The 21586-nt window shown below is 57.5% G+C and carries 9 protein-coding genes and 1 pseudogene; 9 read left to right on the top strand and 1 reads right to left on the bottom strand.

All coding sequences use genetic code 11. From position 1 onward, the window contains the following. Nucleotides 1-2: 2 nt before the first annotated feature. The 6 genes from CBW66_RS23305 to CBW66_RS29515 all read left to right on the top strand — a co-directional run bounded on the left by CBW66_RS23305 (nucleotide 3) and on the right by CBW66_RS29515 (nucleotide 19589). On the top strand, nucleotides 3-4256 hold the full coding sequence (locus CBW66_RS23305) for an RHS repeat protein (RefSeq protein ID WP_086153677.1): 4254 nt from the start codon (nucleotides 3-5) through the stop codon (nucleotides 4254-4256). Beyond that, entirely contained in the window at nucleotides 4193-4897 is a 705-nt protein-coding gene (locus CBW66_RS23300) for an RHS repeat domain-containing protein (RefSeq protein ID WP_172402993.1), read from the top strand. Before CBW66_RS23305 ends, CBW66_RS23300 begins: the two co-directional genes overlap by 64 nt. Beyond that, nucleotides 4801-17847, top strand: coding sequence for a LysM peptidoglycan-binding domain-containing protein (locus tag CBW66_RS23295; RefSeq protein WP_086139183.1), 13047 nt, complete (start codon nucleotides 4801-4803; stop codon nucleotides 17845-17847). Before CBW66_RS23300 ends, CBW66_RS23295 begins: the two co-directional genes overlap by 97 nt. 10 nt (nucleotides 17848-17857) lie before the next feature. Beyond that, nucleotides 17858-18445 carry a hypothetical protein gene (locus tag CBW66_RS28730; RefSeq protein WP_139841698.1) on the top strand — a complete coding sequence of 196 codons (588 nt, stop codon included), beginning with the start codon at nucleotides 17858-17860 and terminating at the stop codon, nucleotides 18443-18445. A gap of 179 nt (nucleotides 18446-18624) precedes the next feature. Further along, nucleotides 18625-18810 carry a flagellar basal body protein gene (locus CBW66_RS23290; RefSeq protein WP_170932970.1) on the top strand — a complete coding sequence of 62 codons (186 nt, stop codon included), beginning with the start codon at nucleotides 18625-18627 and terminating at the stop codon, nucleotides 18808-18810. A 485-nt stretch (nucleotides 18811-19295) separates the two neighbouring features. After that, nucleotides 19296-19589 carry a hypothetical protein gene (locus CBW66_RS29515; RefSeq protein ID WP_230492349.1) on the top strand — a complete coding sequence of 98 codons (294 nt, stop codon included), beginning with the start codon at nucleotides 19296-19298 and terminating at the stop codon, nucleotides 19587-19589. Between the two features lie 196 nt (nucleotides 19590-19785). Here the strand turns inward: CBW66_RS29515 and CBW66_RS29815 are convergent. Further along, nucleotides 19786-19866, bottom strand: a pseudogene (locus tag CBW66_RS29815) (RstR family transcriptional regulator); the annotation flags it as partial. Nucleotides 19867-19899: 33 nt separating this feature from the next. Between CBW66_RS29815 and CBW66_RS23275 the strand changes: the two are divergent. The 3 genes from CBW66_RS23275 to CBW66_RS23265 all read left to right on the top strand — a co-directional run bounded on the left by CBW66_RS23275 (nucleotide 19900) and on the right by CBW66_RS23265 (nucleotide 21583). Next, nucleotides 19900-20079, top strand: coding sequence for a hypothetical protein (locus CBW66_RS23275; RefSeq protein WP_086139180.1), 180 nt, complete (start codon nucleotides 19900-19902; stop codon nucleotides 20077-20079). A gap of 85 nt (nucleotides 20080-20164) precedes the next feature. After that, a complete protein-coding gene (locus tag CBW66_RS23270) occupies nucleotides 20165-20575 on the top strand; it encodes a LysM peptidoglycan-binding domain-containing protein (RefSeq protein WP_139841697.1) in 411 nt (136 codons plus the stop codon). Nucleotides 20576-20869: 294 nt separating this feature from the next. Then, the gene (locus CBW66_RS23265) at nucleotides 20870-21583 is read left to right on the top strand and encodes a flagellar hook-basal body protein (protein WP_170932969.1); all 714 of its coding nucleotides are present in this window, start codon (nucleotides 20870-20872) and stop codon (nucleotides 21581-21583) included. Nucleotides 21584-21586 lie beyond the last annotated feature (3 nt).

The raw sequence follows: 21586 nt of genomic DNA, 5'->3' as shown, positions 1-21586 counted from the left end.
AGATGCAATACGACGCGAATGGCAACCAGATACTGCAGCGCGACGCGCTGGGCAATACGATTACGCGCACCTATGATCCGGTGCGTAACCTCCTATTGACGGAAACGACGTACCAGATCGCCGACGCGGATGGCGCGGGCCCTGGCCAGCCCGGCCGCCCACAGACAACACGCTACGTGTATGACGCAGCAGGACATTTGCGCTTCCAGATTAGTCCGCAAGGCCGCGTGACGGAAAACCGTTACGATGGTGTTGGTGCGCGCGTCATGAATGTACAGTATACGGCCGATAGCTACGACGTCAGAGGTATGGCGCCTTCCACCGCGCCAGACGAAGCGACGATGGGTGCCTGGGAAGCTGCTATCCAAGATAAGTCGACGACAACTCGTACTGTCTATGAATACGACGCTCGTGGCTTGCTGGCACGTACGCGATCCTTTGCTACGGTATCCATCGCCGGTGCGGGAGTGCATTTTAGGGCATTAATGCTGAGCTATGTATATGACCAGGCGGGCCGCCTGTTGCAACAGATAGACAAGACAAATAAGGTAACAAGCTTTGCGTATGACGGAATGGGGCGCCTGCTGACGACGACCGATCCCTTGGGTAATGTCATTCTTCATAGTTACGACGATGCAGGCGGCCGGATGGAAGTTCGGCTGGCCCAGGGCCTGACGACCACTTCTGTCTACAATAAGGCAGGCGAACTGACTGATGTTATCCAAACGGGCCTGGCCGGTGAGGAGCTGGGCCGCACCAGCTATGCCTACGACGCCGATGGGCGTTTGCGCATGACGACGGGGCCGACGGGGCAGCGCAGCTATGTGCTGTACGATGAGGCAGGGCGCAAGGCGGCAGACATCACGGCAGGCGGCACCCTGACGCAGTACCAGTACGACGCGAACAACCAGCTGATCCGCACGCTGCGCTACGCGCAGGCGGTCAGCAGCGCGAATCTGGCGCGCCTAGTGGAGGCCGACGGCAGCCCGCTTGCCGCCACCTTGGCCCTGGCCGGCGTGCTACCGCCGGCCAGCGCGCAGGACCAGAGTGAATGGCGCTTGTACGATGCCGCTAGTCGCTTGCTCAAGATGGTCAGCGCCACGGGCGCAGTGACCGATTACGTTTATGATGGTGCTTCGCGCCTGGTACAAACCATCTCCCGCGCGAAGGCGCTCGATCTGGACGTCTTTGCTGCCAATCCGTGCCTGCGGAATGCTGAAGTAGCGGCCGATAGGAATGATCGTAGCGTATGGCGTGAATACGACGACGACGGCTTACTGCGTTTCGAGGTGGATGCAGATTGTTACATGAGCGAGTATGGCTACGATAGCGCTGGGCGCCTGCTGAACATCAGGAAATATACGGCTCAGCTTTCAACGCCGGAACTTGGCGTTGCACTTTCCAGCATCATTCCTGAAGCGACTGTACAAGATTCGTGGACGACCTTTAAGTATGACGGGCGTGGCAACGCCCTTTTGATCGTTAGCGGCGAAGGGAGCGTCAGCAATAGCTATGACGCTCTTGGGCGCTTATTGGAGACTACTCGTACCAAGAATATACGGACACAACCCGGATGGTCGCAGCGAGATCGCTTCTCCTATGATGCTGCCGGTCGTGTGAAAAGCATAACCCGTTGGCTGGATGGTGCAGCCGACGAGATCACATATACCTTTGACCTTGCTGGCAACAAAGTGCGTGAAAGCAGTGCCAACGGTACTTTGCACTACCGATACGACCTGCAAGGGCGATTGACCGGTGCTCTGTCGGTGCAAGGTGGGGCGATGTTAACTGCATTTGGTACTAACTCTCCCGTTAGCCAAATTGAGCTTGTATGGCGCGCATACGGTATTCGGTATGAGTATGACAGAGCAGGCACGCTGATACGGGAAACTCCTCCAATGACCGACGCCGTTAATGTTATCGATGGCGGACGAATCTTACATGATGAGTTCGGCCGAGAGATCGTGTTGGCTGACGCCCAAGGCAATCTCACGCTGACCAGCTACGATTCGATGGGAGTCAAGGAAACATGGAAACAGATCAATGGCAAGATATCGACAGCGGAGTATGACGCGCGCGGCTTGTTGATTACTGAAACACTGTCGGAGACTGGCCAAGATGCTTCTGGTGCCCTTCGGCCGGTCATGAACCTCTATAGCTATGATGCTTCCGGAAAAATCGTACAGAAGATCAATGCTGCAGGCCTTTTAATGCAAGAGAGCACTGATTATGTTTATGATCAGGCAGGCAAGTTAGAGCAACGCACCGTTATCAGCAACGGCATGCGTATGGTATTTGACGGACTAGACCGCATTACCTCGCTGACCGAAGCACAAGGCAAAGTGACACTGACAAATTACCATGAGGATGGCGGAAAGACTGTCTCGAGTAGCCTGAATGGCGTGACTACGATCAGCGAGTACGATGCGCTCAATAAGATGACCAGCCTAACATGGCCGACCAGCGGACTCGATGCCGCTGGTGTCATGCGGCCGCGGGTTGACCGCTACTTCTACAATGAAGCAGGCAGAACGGTCAAGATCGTTCAGTCCGAGGGGTTGCTGACGCAGTCAACTATCGAGTATGAGTACGATCAGGCGGGCAAGCTGGTGCAAACCATCGAGGTGAACGATCGAGGTGTCCGTTTCGTCATTGACGCACTGGGCCGGGTGGTATCGACCGTTACTCCATCAGGAGATACGAGCAATACGACGTATGAACTCGATGGCTCTCGCACGATAGTAAACAAAACGGCAGATGGACGTACCACGACCCGGCAGTATGACGCAGGCGGTAAGCCGATTAGCGAAACGCTACCGGAAACCGGACCTGATGTGTCGGGAAAGCTACTGCCGGTGATCAATCGCTATAGTTACGACGTTGCTGGCAAAATGACGCAACGGATTATGGCATTGGGGCTGTTAGCGCAGACGACTGAAGATTTCGAATATGACCAGGCTGGTACGCTGGTGCGGCGGACCTTCACCGCCAACAGCGTTCGGGTGGTGCACGATGGGCAGGATCGTGAGATTTCGTATACCGATGCGAAGGGTAATGTCACTCAGACGACCTATGAGTCTGATGGTGGTAAGAGAGTATCCAACCAGATCAACGGCGAGATCAGTATCTACGATTATGATAAGTTTGGTAGGCTGGTCAAACTGGTGACGCCATTGGTGAATGAACGTTATGTCTACAACGAGAACGCTCAGCGTACATTTGTCATCGATGGAATAGGCAAGGTATTGCGTTATGTCTACGATGCTAGCGGTAAAGTAGAGCAAACCATCGAGTACGCGTTGGCCATTAACGTCGGTGACCGGCCAACACTGCAGGAAGCCTTGGCCGTGCTCAAACCAGCGCCGGCCTTGGACATCGTCACCAAATTCGCCAATGGCTTGCCGGTGCCGACGGTCCGCGAGGACCGTGGCTGGCACATGGCTTTGCCACTGCAGCATTGGGGCTATGACCAGAACGGCAACCGCACGCCGTACGTGGATACCAGCGGCAACAGCAGCGACAGCTATCTGAATCTGTCGAACGGCAATGTGGTACTCCGCCAGCGCGACGATGTGATTGCTGCGCGCGGCATTGGCCTGGCCCTGGGCCGGGCCTACAATGCGCAGGGTGGCCAGGCGCGGCGCTGGATCTATGGCGTCAGCCAGTCCGTTGGGGGGATCATCGGCGTGGTCAATGGCGCTGGCAGCACGTTGCTGCGCACGGCCGCTGATGGCATCCAGGCTGTATATACGTACGACAGCGCGCGCGGCATGTACGTCTCGACCGATGGCGCTGGCGCCTACCGCACCCTGGCTTACGATGCGGTGGCACAGCGCTGGACCTGGACGGCAGGCGATGGCCAAATGCGCGAAGTGTATGATGCGGCCCAGCAGGGCCGCATCATTCTGTCTGCGGATACTAACAACAATCAGCTCAGTTACTACTATGATGCAGGCAGCGGTTTGCTGTCGCGCGTGGTCACGGCCAGCGGCGATACGACCTGGTTCGATTATAGCAACGGCGATCTGACGCAGGTGCGCGACGTGCTCGCCTCGGGCGCCGTGCTCACGCGCGTGCGTTATGGCTATGATGCGCAGCACCGCCTGACCTCGGTCACCACGGATTTGACGCCGGAGGACAACAGCATCGCCGATGGCAAGGTGGCCGTGACCGGGTATANCAGGTGCGCGACGTGCTCGCCTCGGGCGCCGTGCTCACGCGCGTGCGTTATGGCTATGATGCGCAGCACCGCCTGACCTCGGTCACCACGGATTTGACGCCGGAGGACAACAGCATCGCCGATGGCAAGGTGGCCGTGACCGGGTATACCTATGATGGCACCAGTGAACGCATCGCCAGCGTGACGCAGGCCGACGGCACGGCGTTGTCCTTCACTTATCAGCAATACGGCAGCGACTGGCGCGTGGCCTCGGTAACCGATGGCCTGGGCCGGCGCACGCAGYTGGCCTACGATCTTGCCGCCAACACCACACGGGTGACCGATGCGTTGGGCGCCGTCAGCGTATATGCCTACGATGCGCAAGGCCAGCTGACGGGCGTGACCACGCCAGCGGGCCAGCAGACCACCTATGTATATGACGCGCAAGGCAACTTGATCCGCAGCGTGGATGCGCGCGGCAATGCGGTCGAGATGCAATACGACGCGAATGGCAACCAGATACTGCAGCGCGACGCGCTGGGCAATACGATTACGCGCACCTATGATCCGGTGCGTAACCTCCTATTGACGGAAACGACGTACCAGATCGCCGACGCGGATGGCGCGGGCCCTGGCCANAGATGCAATACGACGCGAATGGCAACCAGATACTGCAGCGCGACGCGCTGGGCAATACGATTACGCGCACCTATGATCCGGTGCGTAACCTCCTATTGACGGAAACGACGTACCAGATCGCCGACGCGGATGGCGCGGGCCCTGGCCAACCCGGCCGCCCACAGACAACGCGCTACGTGTATGACGCGGCGGGCCACCTGCGCTTCCAGATCAGTGCGGTCGGAAGGACGATCGAGTACCGCTATAATGCGGCAGGGGAACGCGTCACCAGCGTGCAATACGCGGCGGACCTGTTCGATAACAGCGCCCTGGCGCCGACAGTGGCTCCAAGCGAGGCGGAAATCGCCGCGATGGTAGTGAATTATCCGAGAAAATCGCAAACGGTGCGCCTTGATTACGAATACGATACGCGCGGGCTGCTGGCCCGCACGCTGTCGTATGGCGCAGTGGACGCTGCTGGCATGGGCATCGCCGCCACGCAGACGGTGCAGCGCTACGTGTACGACCAGGCGGGGCAGTTGCTGCAAAGTATCGACGCAGCCGGTGCCACTACCAGCTACACGTATGACGGCTTGGGCCGGCTGCTGTCGGCAACCGATCCGTTGGGGAATGTCACCCTCAACAGCTACGATGCGGCCGGCGGCCGGATGGTGGTCAGACTGGCGAATGGCTTGACGACCTCTTCGGTGTACAACAAGGCTGGCGAACTGACGGACGTGATCCAGACAGGCCTGGCCGGCGAAGAGCTGGGCCGCACCAGCTATGCCTACGACGCCGATGGGCGTTTGCGCATGACGACGGGGCCGACGGGGCAGCGCAGCTATGTGCTGTACGATGAGGCAGGGCGCAAGGCGGCAGACATCACGGCCGGCGGCACCCTGACGCAGTACCAGTACGACGCGAACAACCAGCTGATCCGCACGCTGCGCTACGCGCAGGCGGTCAGCAGCGCGAATCTGGCGCGCCTAGTGGCGGCCGACGGCAGTGCGCTGGCGGCGAGCCTGGCGCAAGCCGGTGTGCTGCCGCCTGTCAGTGCCAAGGATCAGAGCGAATGGCGCCTGTACGACGCTGCCGGACGTCTGGTTAAGAAGGTAGGGGCGATGGGGGCAGTGACCGAATACGTGTACGACGGCGTGTCCAAACTGATCCAGACCATCGCCCGCAGCGCGCCGCTGAACGTGGCCGCGTTTGCGGCCAATCCGATCGCAGGCAATGCCGTGGTGGCTGCTGCCTCCGACGACCGTATTACCTGGCGCAAGTACGATGCGGATGGATTGCTGCGTTATGAGGTCGATGGCGAAAGCTACATGACGGAGTACCGCTACGACAGCGCGGGGCGCCAGTTGAGCACGCTGCGCTATGCCAACCAGGTGTCGGCGGCGGCACTGGCCAATGGTTCGCTGGCCCAGGCCACGCCTGCGGCGCATGCGCAGGATATCCTCACCGCCACGACCTACAACGGCCGTGGCCTGGTCGATACGCGCACCGACGGCGAAGGCTATGTCACCAGTTATGTGTATGATGCGGCAGCGCGCCTGGCGGAAACGCGCCAAGGTAACCGGCGCGAGAGCTTCAGCTACGATGCCAAGGGACGCCTGTCGTCCAGCGTGCGCTATCTCGACGGTGGCGTAACAGAAATTGCGACGCTGTCCTATGACAGCGTTGGCAATGTGATAGCTCAAACCCGTGCGGGCGTTGGCGCGGCCAGCCGCTATGACCTTCAGGGGCGCCTCATCGGCGAACTGGCCGGCAAGGGCAGTGCGGCGCTGGCGGCTCTTGGCCGCAATCCGTCCGCGGCCCAAGTCGACGCCGTCTGGCAGGCGTATGGCATGCGCTATGCCTACGACAAGGCGGGTCTGCGCACGGCGCAGACCGATGCCAACGGCAACCGTACGCTGTATCTGTACGACGCCGATGCGCGCCTGACGCATGTCGTCAATGCATTGGGTGAGGTACGCGAAACGGTGTACAACGTGCTGGGTGAAACGGTGGCCAGCGTTGCCTACGGCACGCGCCTCGATGCGGCCACCTTGGCAAATCTGCAGGGCGGCATGGCGATGCCTGGGTTCAAGAATGCGGTGCTGGCGATCGCCAATGCCGCCAAGGATAGCCGCACTTCCTACAGTTATTTCGCGAGTGGTGCGCTGGCATCGTCGGGCGATGCGCTGGGCAAGGTGACGACGTATGGCGTCAATAGCTTTGGCGAACAGGTGAGCCGTTTGACACCGATTGCCGCCGGTGTGGCACTGCTGATCGAGACCAGTTACGACCGGCGTGGCCAGGCCACGGGAGAAGTACGCGACCGTGCGGGCGTAAACCAGGCCAGCGCCTCGCGCTACGACGCGTTTGGCCGCCTGGTGGCGAGCGTGGACGCCAATCAGGTGACGCACAGCTATGACTACGACCGCAACGGCCGCCTGGTCGCTGCGCGTGATGGCTTGCAGCAGGCGGCGCTGACCAGCTACGATGCCTATGGCAATGTACTGACACAGACGGACCGGCTGGGGCAAGTGACGCGCTACAGCTATACGCCCTTCAACCGGAGCGTGACGATGACCACGCCTGAGGGCTTGGTGACGGTCAGCAGCTTTGATGCGCAGGGCCGCAAGATTGCGCTGCGCGATGCGCAGGGGGCGACGACCACTTATCATTATGACCTGGACGGCAACCTGGATGCGTCCAAAGCCGCCGAGGGGAGCCTGAATCTCAATAGTACGAATAGCTATGACGCTGCTGGCCGCCTGACGGAAAGTGTGGATGCGGGCGGACGCAAAGTGCGCTACGAATACGACGCGGCCAATCGTCTCCTGACGCGCCGTGTCGATCCGGACGGTTTGAATTTGCGGAGCAGCTACCAATACGATGCCAAAGGCCAGCAGATCCAGATCACCGATCCTGCAGGTGCCGTGACGCAGGCCGAGTTTGACCTGAACGGCAAAGTGTTCAAGCAAATTGCTGATCCGCAGGGCTTGCGTCTGACGACGCAATATATATATGATGATGCCGGGCGCGTCCTGAGCGTGACCAGTCCTGGCGGCCTGGTCACCAGCTATGTGTATGACAAGCTGGGCCGGCGCACGGAGCAGCATGTCGATCCCGTCGGCCTGAACCTGAGCACGCTGACGGGCTACGATGCCAAGGGCAACGTCGTGTCGGTGAAAGATCCGAACGGCAATGTCACGCGCTACCTGTACGACGCCAATGACCGGTTGATCCTGGCGGTCGATGCCAAGGGCGGCGTCACGCAGACGCTGTACGACAAGAATGGCAACGTGGCGCAGAGCATCGGCTATGCCAAACCTGTGGCCGGGCTGACGGGCAGCGAGACGGCGCAGCAGATCCTGTCGCTGGTGGTGCGCGATACGGCGCACGACCTGAGCCAGGTCAGGCGCTATGACAAGGATGGCCGCCTGAGCTGGAGCGTGGACGGCAGCGGTGCGGTGGTACACACCGAGTACGATGGCAAGACGGTCAAGCGCACAGCGTACGCCAACCGCCTCGACGCGGCAGGCCTAGCAGCAGTCGTTGGCGGGACTACGCCAGCGCCCACTCTAGCGGCAGGGCGCGACGTGGTCACGCAGCAGCTGTTCGATGCGGCCGGGCGCCTGGTCTACAGCATCGATGGAGTCGGTGCGGTGCAAGAGCTGCGCTACGATGGCAGCGGCAACGTCATCGTGCGTATCGCATATTCCGCAGTAGTCAATATCACGCAGCCGCTTACGCTGGCCAGCGTGGCCCAGCAACTGGCCTCAATCTCTCAACCGGCGCGCGACGCGCGTCTGGTCAGCAATTACGACGGCGCCGGCCGCCTGACCTATAGCGCCGATGCGCAAGGGGCGGTGACGCAGTATGGCTACGACAAGGCAGGTAATCTGACGCGCCAGATCGCGTATGCGACGGCGCTGGCCGTACCCGTAGCGGACAATGCGCTGCTGTCGGGCGTGGCGCAGAGTGCGGCGGACCGCATCAGCAGTTTTACGTATGACGCGCTGGGGCGCCAGGTGTATGCGGTCGACGCCATGGGCGGCGTGACGCGGCGCATGTATGACAATGCGGGCAATGTGGTGCGCAGCACCGCATATGCGACGCAAGTGCCGGCGTTGCTTGATCGTAACAGCGTTCCCGACACGGCGCGCATCCTCGCCTTGCTGCCGCTCGATACGCAGCCAGCGAGCCACGTCAACCGGGTGTTTGACAGCGCCAACCGGCTGCTGTACAGCGTCGATGCGCTGGGCTACGCCACGCAGAATACGTATGACGCGAATGGCCGCGTGACTCGGGTGGTCCGCTATGCCAATGCCGTGGCCGTGCCGGCGGCCAGCGCGACTGCCATGACAGCAGCGGGCGTGCAGGGCGCATTACGCCTGGATGCTGCCAGGGACGTGGCCGAAACCCGCAAATACGACGCTGCGGGGCGTTTGCAGGAGCAGACCCGTGCTGCCGGCAGTACGGCCGCCGGTACGATCCAGTATGCCTATGATGGCCTCGGCAATGTCACCAGCATCACCAATGAGCGCGGCTTTGTGACGCGGCAGGAGTTTGACCAGGCCGGGCGCAAGACGCTGACCTCGGTACCGCTTGATGGTACGAATTGGGCGGTGACCAGGACCAGCTATGATGCCTTTGGCAATGCCGTTAAGGTGACCGATCCGAAGGGCAATGCTGGCTATTTTTACTATGACCAGCAAAACCGGCTGGTGTTGCAGGTCAATCCGCTCGGCTATGCGGTGGGCACCAGCTATACCTTGTCGGGCAAGCCGGTGACGGTGACGGAGTATAAGACCGCGCTGACAGCTCCCTGGTCGGCAGAGGTACGGCCCACCGTCGCCGGTGCGGCGGGCGACGCCATTACCCGCCTGGAATACGACCGCAATGACCGTTTATTGCGTTCTATCGATGCCGAAGGCGCAGCCGAGAGCTATACCTATGATGCCTTGGGCAACCGCAGCAGCTATGAGAACAAGCTGCGCGGTATGACGCGCTACACCTATGACGGCCGTGGCGCGCTGCTGACGGAAACGCTGCCGGTCAATGCGCCCGACGCCAATGGCGTGTCGAAGCCGGTCGTCAACAGCTACACCTATGATGCATTCGGCAACCGCAGCACGTCCGTCGAAGCGCAGGGCCTGGCCTCCCAGCGCAGCACCACGTACGGCTATGACCTGGCCGGGCGCCTGGTCAGTCAGCGCGGCGATGAGATCACGTTGCACGATAGCAATGGAGGAGTGCGGCGCGCCGCGCCGCAGCAGGCATGGACGTACGATCAGCGCGGTAACAAGACCTCGTACACGGACGGCAACGGCAAGGTGACGCGCTGGTACTACGACGCGGCCGACCGCAAGCAGATGGAACTGAGTGCGGCCGGCACCCTGTCGCAATGGCGCTATGACGCCGCCGGTAATATGGTGTCGGCACTGGTGTACAACACGCCGGTCAGCGCGCCTGCCGGCAATGGCGCCCCGCAGCCGGTCAATCCTGCCGAGCGCCGTCAGACGTATTACGACTATGATCCGGCCAACCGCATGGTGGGCACGCGGGTAGGTAATAGCGAGAAAGAGGCGGCGCTCAATGGCGATCCTGTCGTCAAGGTGCAGTGGGCGGAACCGAACCAGGGTGGCGGCTTCGGCCTGTATGACGGCACCATCCTGACCAGCCGTGTCTATGATGCGCTGGGCAACGTGGTATCCGAGTCGGACGGCCGCGGCACGGTGACCTGGTCGTATTACAACACAGCCGGGGCGAAGATAGCGCAAGTCGATGGCAAGAACTACCTGACAGTATGGACCCGAGATCCGGCAGGCAATATCCTGCAGGAGTACCGCTACGCCAATCCGGTCAGCCTGGCAGTGAGTGCGGCACGCAGCGTCGAAGAGCTGAAGGCCGGCAGCGGCACTAGCGCCGAGGACCGCATCACGGTGTCGACATATGACCGCATGAACCGGGTCAAGACGCAGAGCACGCTGAATCAGGAAGTGTTCAGTTTGGACGCAAAAGGCAGGATAAGTGGCCAGACCCGGGCGACAGCTGTCGCCTACGATTATGATGGTCTGGGTAATATCGTCAGGAAAACCGAGGCGAACGGAGATGTTACCGACAGCAGCTACGATGTGCTGGGCCGCCAGACGCGGACCGAAGGTGCCGGTTTTATTGATTTCCAGCAGGTATGGGTACGCCCAACCACCGACACGGTGTATGACGGCGTGGGTAACGTCATCACCTCGACGGCGCTAGGCAGGACACGCGCCGAGGATCGCATCACGCGCTTCACCTATGACGCAGCCGGGATGCTGACGGGGAAATCGACGGATGGCATTGCCGGTGGCTATGCCTACGGCCACGATGCGGCCGGTAACGTGACGCAAGTGCAGGTGAACGGCAAGAAGGCTGATGGCAGTAACAGTGTTACCAGAACACTGATCGGTTACGACGAGATAGGTCGGGAAACACGGCGCCAAAGCGGGCTGGTGGACGGCGCTGCTGGCGACAGTCGCGAGGTGCGCTATAACGCCTTTGGGGACATCGTGTCCAAGGGTGTGAATGGCAGCGTGGCGGAGTTTGCCGAGTACGACAACATGGGACGGCGCTGGAAGACGAATGCGGGCGATGGTTCGACCAAGGTCTACCAGTATGACCAGAACGGTAACGCGACCATCTTGATCCAGTCATCCGGAGCGAATCTGCGCCCGATGACGCTCGATCAAATCATGAAGGTCAACGAAGGGCAGGGAAGCTCAACCGATCCACTGGTGGTGGCGGCCAAGGCCGCTGGCGGCATCAATGTCACGCTCAGTACGTATGACAAACGCAACCAGCTGACCGATACCTATCAGGCGACGATGAAGAGCTCTTACAACTTCGTCACGGACACGCCATTCCTGACGCAGGAACTGGGGGCCAACTTTACGGCAGGGGGCTTGACTGTCGGCCCGACCAGGGGAACCAGCGGCAATGTATCGAATATGCCGACAGTGACGGGCAGTATTGGTTATGCGGCGCCGGGTACTGTGGGTTTTACCATCGCCTGGCTCCAGAATGAAAAAGTTAAAAATCCACAGTATCAAGACTATGAACCGCAAGTCAATTCATCTGTCTCGATACCTCCTGGCTTGGTAAATGGTCCAGGTAAGTTGCACGTGCGAGTTAACGGAGTCGATGTACGGGAAGTGGTTCCCGATGCCAACTTGGAGGAAATCCACTGGACGATGTTTATGCCTAATCCAAAGATTGTAACGGCGAATATGCGGGTTGAGCTGCTGCAGGAGATACAGGACGGTACGACATCCAGTCTTCTTTTACTTGCGGGCACGACAATGTCTGCCAACAGTTCTGTGAGGGTTAACATATATCAGATTGAAACGAGTGGCTACGGGCAAACAAATACGTCCGCAAAAATCAACATCCGAAATCAGCCGACCTCGACGGATCGCGTGGTATTCATGGCGCGACCCGCTGGCGTGGGTACGGCGTGGAACACTTATAAAACAGATAAAACTTACAATAGTGCGGGTGGGCCAATAGCTGGTTGGTTTCAGGTTACGGGATTACCTAGTCCGGGTAGCTACGAATATCAATATATTGCTCTGGGAGCTGACGGCACTGTCCTGAATGCAGAAACTGGCGTGTTCGATAGCGCTCGAGGCAACTCGACACTGGCACAAATGCCGCAGCCAATCAATGGTGTCGGAAAGGCATTTCTCGCCAGCGATGAGCAAACAATCTTTGGTGGAGGAGGAAGAACTTGGCTCCAAATCACGGAGCAAGGCAGAGCGCAATCCATGCGTTTCCATTACCGGCAACAAGGCGTCAACGCCGCGTGGCAGTCAGAGATGTTGGAAGCGGTACCAGGAGTCCCTGGTTGGTTTAAAGTGCCTTACAACACACCGGGCGTTACAGAATATTGGTTTGAAACCTATGCCGGATCTGGTGCTACTGGCGCACAGATCAATGCGCCCGGTGGGGGCCGGACAATGGGTACCTTCTCGTATCCGAGCGAGGCTTCTTTACTGAAAACCTGGAACACCTCGCCAGCAAGGGTGTCTTTTAATAACCAGCCTGCCAATGCGGTCAGGATGAATCTGGTTTACACCCTTCGCGGTGGCGGTACCGGCAGCATTGTGCTCAATAGTAACGGCGCTAACAGTTTTATCTGGGACGCCAGCGGCGTGGCGCCGGACGTCATGGGCGACTACGTGGTTGATTATACGTATGAAGCCTTTGATGCCAACGGCCAGCGCGTCAATGCCGCAGAGGGTGAATTGAGCTTTGGCGAATATCCTCGAACGCCAACACATAAAAATGCGTCGCAGCCTAGTATTGTTTCCTTCACGCCGCCCGTACCGGCGGCAACGCAACTGGTATTGCAGTACCGCAATCTTGGATCGACAGGCGCTTATACCCGCGTCGTGCTGCCACGCAGTGGCGACAAGTTCATCTGGAAGGTGGAAGATGCCGGCTTGCGTCCGCAGTCCGGCAGCAACACTTTTGAGTACAGCTATACCCTGCTCGATGCGGCTGGCCAGCCGGTGACAGGTGGCAAGCCGACCTACGACGGCGTAGTGGAAGTCAAGGCGGACCGTAGTGCGAGCGTCAGTAATAGCCTGTGGACGATTTCGCTGAAAAGCGCGGAGGCAACCATTCACCGTCAGCAGGCCTACAACGCCTTTGGCGAGATCGCCAGCGAGACCGATGGCCGGAATAATGTGGTCAACTTGTCGTACAACACGGCCGGCAAGCTAACGCGCAAGGAAGCGCCGATGACCACTATCGCACTGGAAAATGGCAGCAATGCGTCTGGCCGCCCGGTGACCTTGTATTACTATGACGCCTCCAGCCAGTTGATCGGCGTACGTGATGCGAATGGCAACCTCAATACCCAGACTTTGCTGCCGGGTTACGGCAGCGAGGGGCGCATCGTCAGCGAGTTCCATGCGGATGGTGGCGTGAAGAAGGCTGGCTACGATGTGTTTGGCGACCTGCGCACTATCGAGGACGAATTGCAGCGCAAAACGCAGAACCGCTATGACCAGGGTGGGCGCCTGATCGAGGTCATCCGGCCGCAGCGCTTGGCGGGTACGCCTGGGTACAATAATGGCATACCGAACGTCGATACGTATGCCTACGACACGCAGGGCAACCGCATCAGCCATACCAATGCCTACAATCAAACCGAAAGCACTGAATACGATGCCGAAGGACGGGTGGTGCGTACACTCAGCTTTGAACAACGCGAAGTACGCTACAGCTATACCTATGTCGCGGCCATGCCGGGGGCGGGCGGCCTCGTGGTCGGCGGCTGGAAAAAGGTCACCACGGTAGGCAATGCGCGCAGCACCAGCGACAGCAACGACTACTTTGGCCACCTGGTCGGCCATGTCGATGTGGAAGGACGTAATGTGGTCTATAGCTACGACCATGCCGCTCACTTGGTCAGTCAGAAATCCAGTGCCGGCCAGAACATCGATTTTGAATACTATGCCAATGGCTACCTGAAACGCAGCACGGACCGGGTCCTGAGCGTCGAGTCGTATTTTGAATACGACAAGGAGGGCAACCGCACGCGCGAAGCGTATGCGAAACTGGAGAAAGATGGCCAGCGCACCTACTATCAGCTGGCCGATATCAGCTACGATGAGTTGAATCGGGTGGTGAAGTTCGTCGATCCGGAAGCGACCATTTCATATAGCTACGACGCCAACGGCAACCGGCGCCAGGTGAAAAGTGCCTACAACACGGTGGTCAATGGCGCCCCGGCGGTGCAGGAGTACTGGTACCAGTACGACAGCATGAACCGGTTCACGATCACCAAGGGTGTTTCGGCGAATGGGATGATCAGCACCGGCAGTACCGGTACCAGGATCAGTTACGACCTGGCTGGGCAACGCTTGACGGCGACGGCTGCCAATGGCACCGTCGAGCGCTACAGCTACACCAGCGATGGCTACCTGGAAGACGTCACGATCAACGGGGTACTGGCAGCGCGCCGGGAGAATGATTTGCGGGGCCGGGTGACGGGGTACATCGAGTACAAGAATGGCGCCCTGATGACGCAGAAGTACTCGACGTTCGACAAAGATAACCGTGTGACGCAGGAACGCTACATTGACCTAGCTGCCGGCAAGACAACCGTCACGGATTTCGATTACCGGTTGGACGTTGGCAATGGCAATTACACGGGTGTCGACCAGGGTGTGGTGACGCATACCTTCCAGCATGCGGAAGGCGTCACCAATACTGGTGTGCACACCATGTACAGCTATGTCTGGTGGGATGAGGCCAAGCAGAGCAAGATCCAGATCCAGGGGATCAATGCGGGCAATCCGGAAGCGAAGCGCTGGGCCAGCGGTTTCTCTGACCTGCAGTATGACGTCAATGGTCATCTGACGCGGATGAATGCCTATGAAGCCGGCAGCTTGGGTGCCGTGGTCGGCAGTGCTTCGAGCCGCACGATGACATACTTCAGTGACCAGTATGGCCAGGTGCTGCGCCGTAACAAGACGCTGGGCAATGGCAACCTGGAAGTGGCACATCGCTTCTACTATATGAATGGCCATACCATCGGCGACGTCAGCAGCGAAGGACCATCGACAATTTCGTATGCGGAAGAATGGGCGCAGCGTGGCCTGACGACGCCTGGCGGCTTCCGTAACGCCAAACCGGTGTCATCGGCTGACTTCGACCAGAACTACCAGCCGATCAATTCGTCCTATCCGGGCGCCACCGCGAGCGCCTATACGGTACGCAAGGGTGACACGCTGGGCGCGATCGCGCGCGCCGTCTGGGGCGATGAAAGCCTGTGGTATCTGCTGGCCGACGCGAATGGCCTGACGATCAGCGACACACTGATCGAAGGGCAGGTGCTGACGGTACCGAACAAGGTCAGCAATTTCCATAACAACGCCAGCACCTTCAAGGTGTACAACGCCGGCCAGGCCATCGGCGACACCATGCCGGTGCTGCCGCCGGAACCGATGCCGCCTCCACCGCCACAGCAGTCCAAAGGCGGCGGTTGCGGGGTGATGGGCAAGCTTATTATGGTAGTCGTGGCCGTCGCCGTGACATATATATCGATGGGGGCAGCAACGGGCGTAGCAGCGTCGATCTTTGGCGCCGGGACTACGGCGACGACTGTGGCTGCCGGTGCGATTGCCGGCGCCGTCGGTTCGGTTGCTAGCCAGACGGTGGGCATGGCCATAGGCGCGCAGGATGGCTTTAACTGGAACGGGGTTGCTTTGGGCGCCTTGGGTGGAGCGGTCTCTGCCGGTGTGATGAATACGGGCATGGGGCCGACGTTCAGCCCAGGCACCAGCGCATTCGTCAAGGGCGCAGTGCAGGGCGGCATCAGCAACACGATCACGCAAGGCGTAGCGGTGGCGACAGGCTTGCAGCATAGTTTTGACTGGCGCGGTGTCGCGGCAGGAGCAATCGCCGGTGGTGTTTTTGCCGAAGTGGGGAATGCAATCGGGCAAGCGCAGTATGGCGAGCAGGGCTGGGCCAATCTTAACGGCCTGGAGCAAGGTGCGAAGGACGCCGCCCTGTGGAGCGATATCGGCAAGACCATGGCGCGCGGGGCCGCCTCCGGCGTGGCAGCGGGCATGGCCAGCGGCCTGGTGCGCGGCGGCAGCCTGCGCAACAGCTTCCCGGGTATTATGCAAGATGTGATCGCAAGCACAGTGGGCAATGCGATTGGACTAGGGGCGCAGGTAGCGAAGACGATGGCCGAGGGAGGCCGAGCCGACCTGGGGACGCGGCGTACCGAAGAGGGCGTTACGCGACCTTTGAGCAGAATCGAAGCTGAGCGAATGCAGTATGGTGGTCTTAGTTTGAATGAGGCGCTTGATGGCGAAAAGAGCTATCTTGGAGTGCTAGCCCCGTATGACTCACCGAAGTCAGACGCTGTCAACAATGGCTCGTGGGATCAAAGCGTAGCCACGTGGGGAAGCGAGAGTCAAGGTTGTCAATTTAATACAACTCCGGATGATCTGCCACGAGTCGACGTGCATGCAAGTTTAATGACGCTTGATCAGAAGATTGAGTCTACATTCGGTATCAATCGGCCTAACTGGCCTATGTTGGGGCAGGAGTCGAATGGGCTTTATTCGCCTACACGCTCTGTACTAGGAGATGCTTACAGATTTTCGATGCGTGAAGCGCTAGATTCAAATAATTCTTTGGGTGTGAGAGTGGGATATGGCGCGGCTGGGCTTGTCGTAGCGATTCCCGGCATGTTCAATGATGCTGCGCGTGATGCGTTGAACGCGCCGTATAATATTCATGGTGGTTCAAAACGTATGGCATATGGACGGTCAGTCGGAGATTCGGGCATTTTCGTTGACGGGCTCATGCAAACTACTATCGGCATCTTAGGGTTTGCTGGTGGAACTAGTGTTGTACGAAGTGGTTTTTTGGCGAATCGATCAGCGGAAGTTTTTGCTGCAGGTCAATCGTCTGCACGCTTGACATATAGGGCAGATACTTCACTTACACCTTATGGTACTACTCTTTCTCAAGAAATATCAGCTCTCCAGAGGTTGTCAGCTGCTAATACATCAATCGAGGGTTCGATAGCGAACTCAAGAATTTCGTTAAAGCCAGCAATCATCAATGGTGATGTTGATGCAGTAATAAGGCAGCTAGATGTAAGCTCTGCTGGGAAGCCATTAGGATTCTGGAGTGGAAATTTGCCAGCGGCCATGAATGAGGCCAACTCGGCTGGTATTGTCCTTCTAGAAGGAACTAAGGGAGGTGCTACCGTAAACGGTTGGCGCTTTTTGAATGATAAATTACCTTGGAATGCTGGAGGGCAGCAATTCTGGGGCGGACTATCCGAAAAATATGCAATGGGTGCTAAGGGGGATATCTTTGCCTATCAGACTCCAGAGCGCGCATTTGACTTATCTGGCAAGCTAACTTGGCAGGGTGGCCCTACTTGGCAAGGCAGAGAATTGCCAGTTGTGCAGGCTCTGCAAAATGGTGGCATTGTTGGAAATATTAATTATAGTCTAGTACAAAATCCTTCGGGTTATGTATCGAGCCTTACACGTTGGCATTAGGAGAAGTTTTATGCATACTGCAGTTTTTGAAAGTGTCTTGGCAAAATTGAAGCGAGGCGGCAGGGAGCGGTTGGACGGATTCGCACTAGAAGAGTTCTCTGGTATAACGTCATCCGAATGGATCACTCTTGTTGAAATCTTCAAGCGTGATAATGATTTTTCGGCACTTAGTTTGCTTTTGTCTAATGATGATTTTTTTGAGTTATTGCGTAATAAGATCTATTCCCAAGATGCGAATAGTAATGATTACGTTAGTGCGTTAATCTATGCTCATAAATTCGGTGCTATTGATGATGCCGTTGAGCGTTTAATAATGGCTATCGATGGATTGCCGCATTGGCCACTTGGCACAGCTCTAAGTTATCTTTCTTTGGTCCCTATTCCAGAGGTAATGGTTGGTATTTATTTGAAGTCTTTATTTGGAATTGTTATTTCTGGAGAGGGTGACCCTGTTTTGCTGCTTAAATCTGCTGGCGAGATTTTGAGGGTGAAGGATTATATTCCAAAGACTAGTGATTATGTTAATATGTTAGCCAGATTGAGAAATCCAGATAAAAGAATAAGGCTGAAGGCTATTTCAGAAATTTCTACTTTATAGTTTTAAAAATATGGGGTCCCCTCTGCTAATTTATGGGGTGATTAAAGCTATAATAATTATTTCCGCAAAAAATAGTCGACTAGTGCAACAATTTTGTTGTCAGGTATGATATTGTTTCAGTCTACTAAATTTTCTTCGTGCCTTTGTGCTCGGGCTCTGATTCCGCACGTATGGACTTGATGGCTATCGCCGGCAACGGCATGCAACACGACTTACAGCGGCTGGAAACGATCAGCCAGAACGTGGCGAATGCGCTCACGCCGGCTTATAAAAAGCAGGTGGTGGTCGGTCCCGCGTTTGCTGTGCATATACAGGGCTTCTTGGAGCAAGGTGTTGCCGACCCGTCCATTCTCCACCTTCTTTGACAATCGACCCATCCGCCGGTTCTTTGCGCTACACCGCTGTGATGAAAGGAGCGTGCCCAAACGCTAGCGTCAGAAGCACATTGCTACAGACGCGTTCGGCAATGCGCTTGGGGAGAGTTTGGCTGAATCGATTAATGACTATCGAACGACTGCTCGTATCGAGGAAGATCAGGTGCGACTCCGTCTTCGTGATATGGCAAAGGCCGAAGATATAAACGACAGCTCGATGTCGAACATATGGGCCATCAACCGCCGCATCAAAAACAATGGGCAGGATCGGCTTTAACATTTTCCACGACACGACGCTGGCGCGGAAGGATGGCTACACACCACAGTTGAGCAAGTGGAACACCATCCGGCCGGGCAACTTCCTTATCATTCGACCGACAGAATTGGGTGGGCCGTACGTGGTTCCCCGTCAATCGATCCAACCCTACGTACCGATGCCAAAACTGCCTGGCCGGAAGTTCTAAATTGAAGGATTCATGATGTCTTTGACCGAAAAATTACGTGATTTTGCTGGAGCGTTAGCTGTTGCATCAACAGACGCCCCTGACGACTACCCGGAGTGGGGCTATACGACGTACGAAAGCAATATGGCTGATCTCAAGGAACTGTGGGCAGAAATTCTCCCCAAGTTGAAGAAAGACTTGGAGAAAACGGCGTTCATTGACGACAAGCTCCAGGAGGCGTTTGCCGCTTTTGAAGCCAAGGAGAAGGATACGGGCCGCAAGGCAACCCTGGCGATCTATAATCTTGATGTAAAAAATCTGAGTTAGGCGCCGGGGTCAGGTCCGACATTGGAGTGCCGGGGGGGCGGGGTCTGTTCCGGCAACGGGACACGGCCTCGACCGCTTATCCCTTAGGAAGGTGCGCGGTCAGCCGTTATTCTTTCAATTAAAAAAGCCGTCCCCAACCCGCTGCTGGTCGCGCGGGTGATGGGGACAGCTTCTTTTTTTAGCTGCTAAGAATCCCTTAGCTGCTCAGGTTGCCCATCATCTGCTTGGTCTGGTACTTGATGATAATGCCATCGAGCAGCGCCTTGATGATGCGACGACCGCTACCTCTGCGATAGTGGCAGGCGGCGCAATGGCTGGTGCCCTCGGGTCGATTGCCAGCCAGATGGTGGGCATGGCCATAGGCGCGCAGGATGGCTTTAACTGGAACGGGTTTGCCTTGGGCGCATTGCAGGAGCCGGGGTCAGGTCCGGCGTTCGTACACGATCTCAGCTTTGGTTGTCTTGATCTATTGCAAGTTGCGTTTTACTAAATGCCGTTATGGCCCAACGGTGAGGCCGGAGGCAGATTCCGGAGTGCTGCGGCATAAGTAGACGCTGGGCAATGGCAACCTGGAAGTGGCACATCGCTTCTACTATATGAATGGCCATACCATCGGCGACGTCAGCAGCGAAGGGCCATCGACAATTTCGTATGCGGAAGAACTGGCGCAGCGCGGCCTGACCACGCCTGGCGGCTTCCGTAACGCCAAGCCGGTATCGTCGGCTGACTTCGACCAGAACTACCAGCCGATCAATTCGTCCTATCCGGGCGCCACCGCGAGCGCCTATACGGTACGCAAGGGAGACACGCTGGGTGCGATCGCGCGCGCCGTCTGGGGCGATGAAAGCCTGTGGTATCTGCTGGCCGATGCGAATGGGCTGACGCTCAGCGACACGCTGATCGAAGGGCAGGTGCTGACGGTGCCGAACAAGGTCAGCAACTTCCACAACAACGCCAGCACCTTCAAGGTGTACAACGCTGGCTGATAGGGGGTACGCAGCCCTGAAACAATGATTACCCGATTAATCCAAGCCTTGGTCCGCAGCGCGTGGATTCGGGTACGTAACCTAGCAAGCTCTGGAGATCCTTTTTTAAAGTCACATGTAAATAATTAATAAAAAGACATTTTATTTTTCTTTTTTAAAAAAGTTCCAAATTTCAATTATATAAAATTTTACGTCCTGGCAACAATTTTGTTGCCAGGTATGATATTGTTTTAATCTACTTAAATTTCCTTCGTGCCTTTGTGCGCGGGTATTGATTGCGTACGTATGGACTTGATGGCTATCGCCGGCAACGGCATGCAACACGACTTGCAGCGGCTGGAAACGATCAGCCAGAACGTGGCGAATGTGCTTACGCCTGCATATAAAAAGCAGGTGTTGGTCGGCCCCGCATTTGCCGCGCATATGCAGGATGGCTTGCAACAAGGCGCTGTTGGTCCATCTATTTTTTCATCTTCCCTGACGATTGATCCTTCCGCCGGTTCTTTGCGCCATACCGCCAATGCGCAGGACGTGGCGATAGAGGGCGCTGCCTTTTTTGAGGTGGAAAGCCGTTCCGGACCGCAATACACACGGCAGGGCGCATTGCGCGTCGATATGAATGGACGCCTGGTGGGCGCGCACGATTTGCCGCTGGCTGGCGCCACTGGCGACATTATTCTGACTCCCGACCCTTTTAAAATCGATGCGAATGGTGATGTGCGCCAAGGGGAGCGTATTGCCGGTCGATTAAAACTCGTGCATTTCAGCAATCCACAAGCGCTGCTGCCCGTCGGTGGCGGATTGTATGTGCAGGGAAATGCGCATCTGGCGGAACGCGATGTGAGCAGCAAGGTGCGCGCTGGATTTCAAGAAGCATCGAATGTCAATTCCGCTCAGGAGATGGTGCGCCTGACGGAAACCGTGCGTCATTTCGAAGCGCTGCAAAAAATCATGCAGGGTTATGACGATGTGCTGGAAAAAACGATACGCAAGCTTGGGGAGTTTTAACGC

It is taken from the genome of Janthinobacterium sp. GW456P, from assembly GCF_002127655.1.
GTDB lineage: Bacteria > Pseudomonadota > Gammaproteobacteria > Burkholderiales > Burkholderiaceae_D > Janthinobacterium.
The sequence above is the reverse complement of the archived record's forward strand: the minus strand, read 5'-3'. Positions and strand labels throughout refer to the sequence as shown.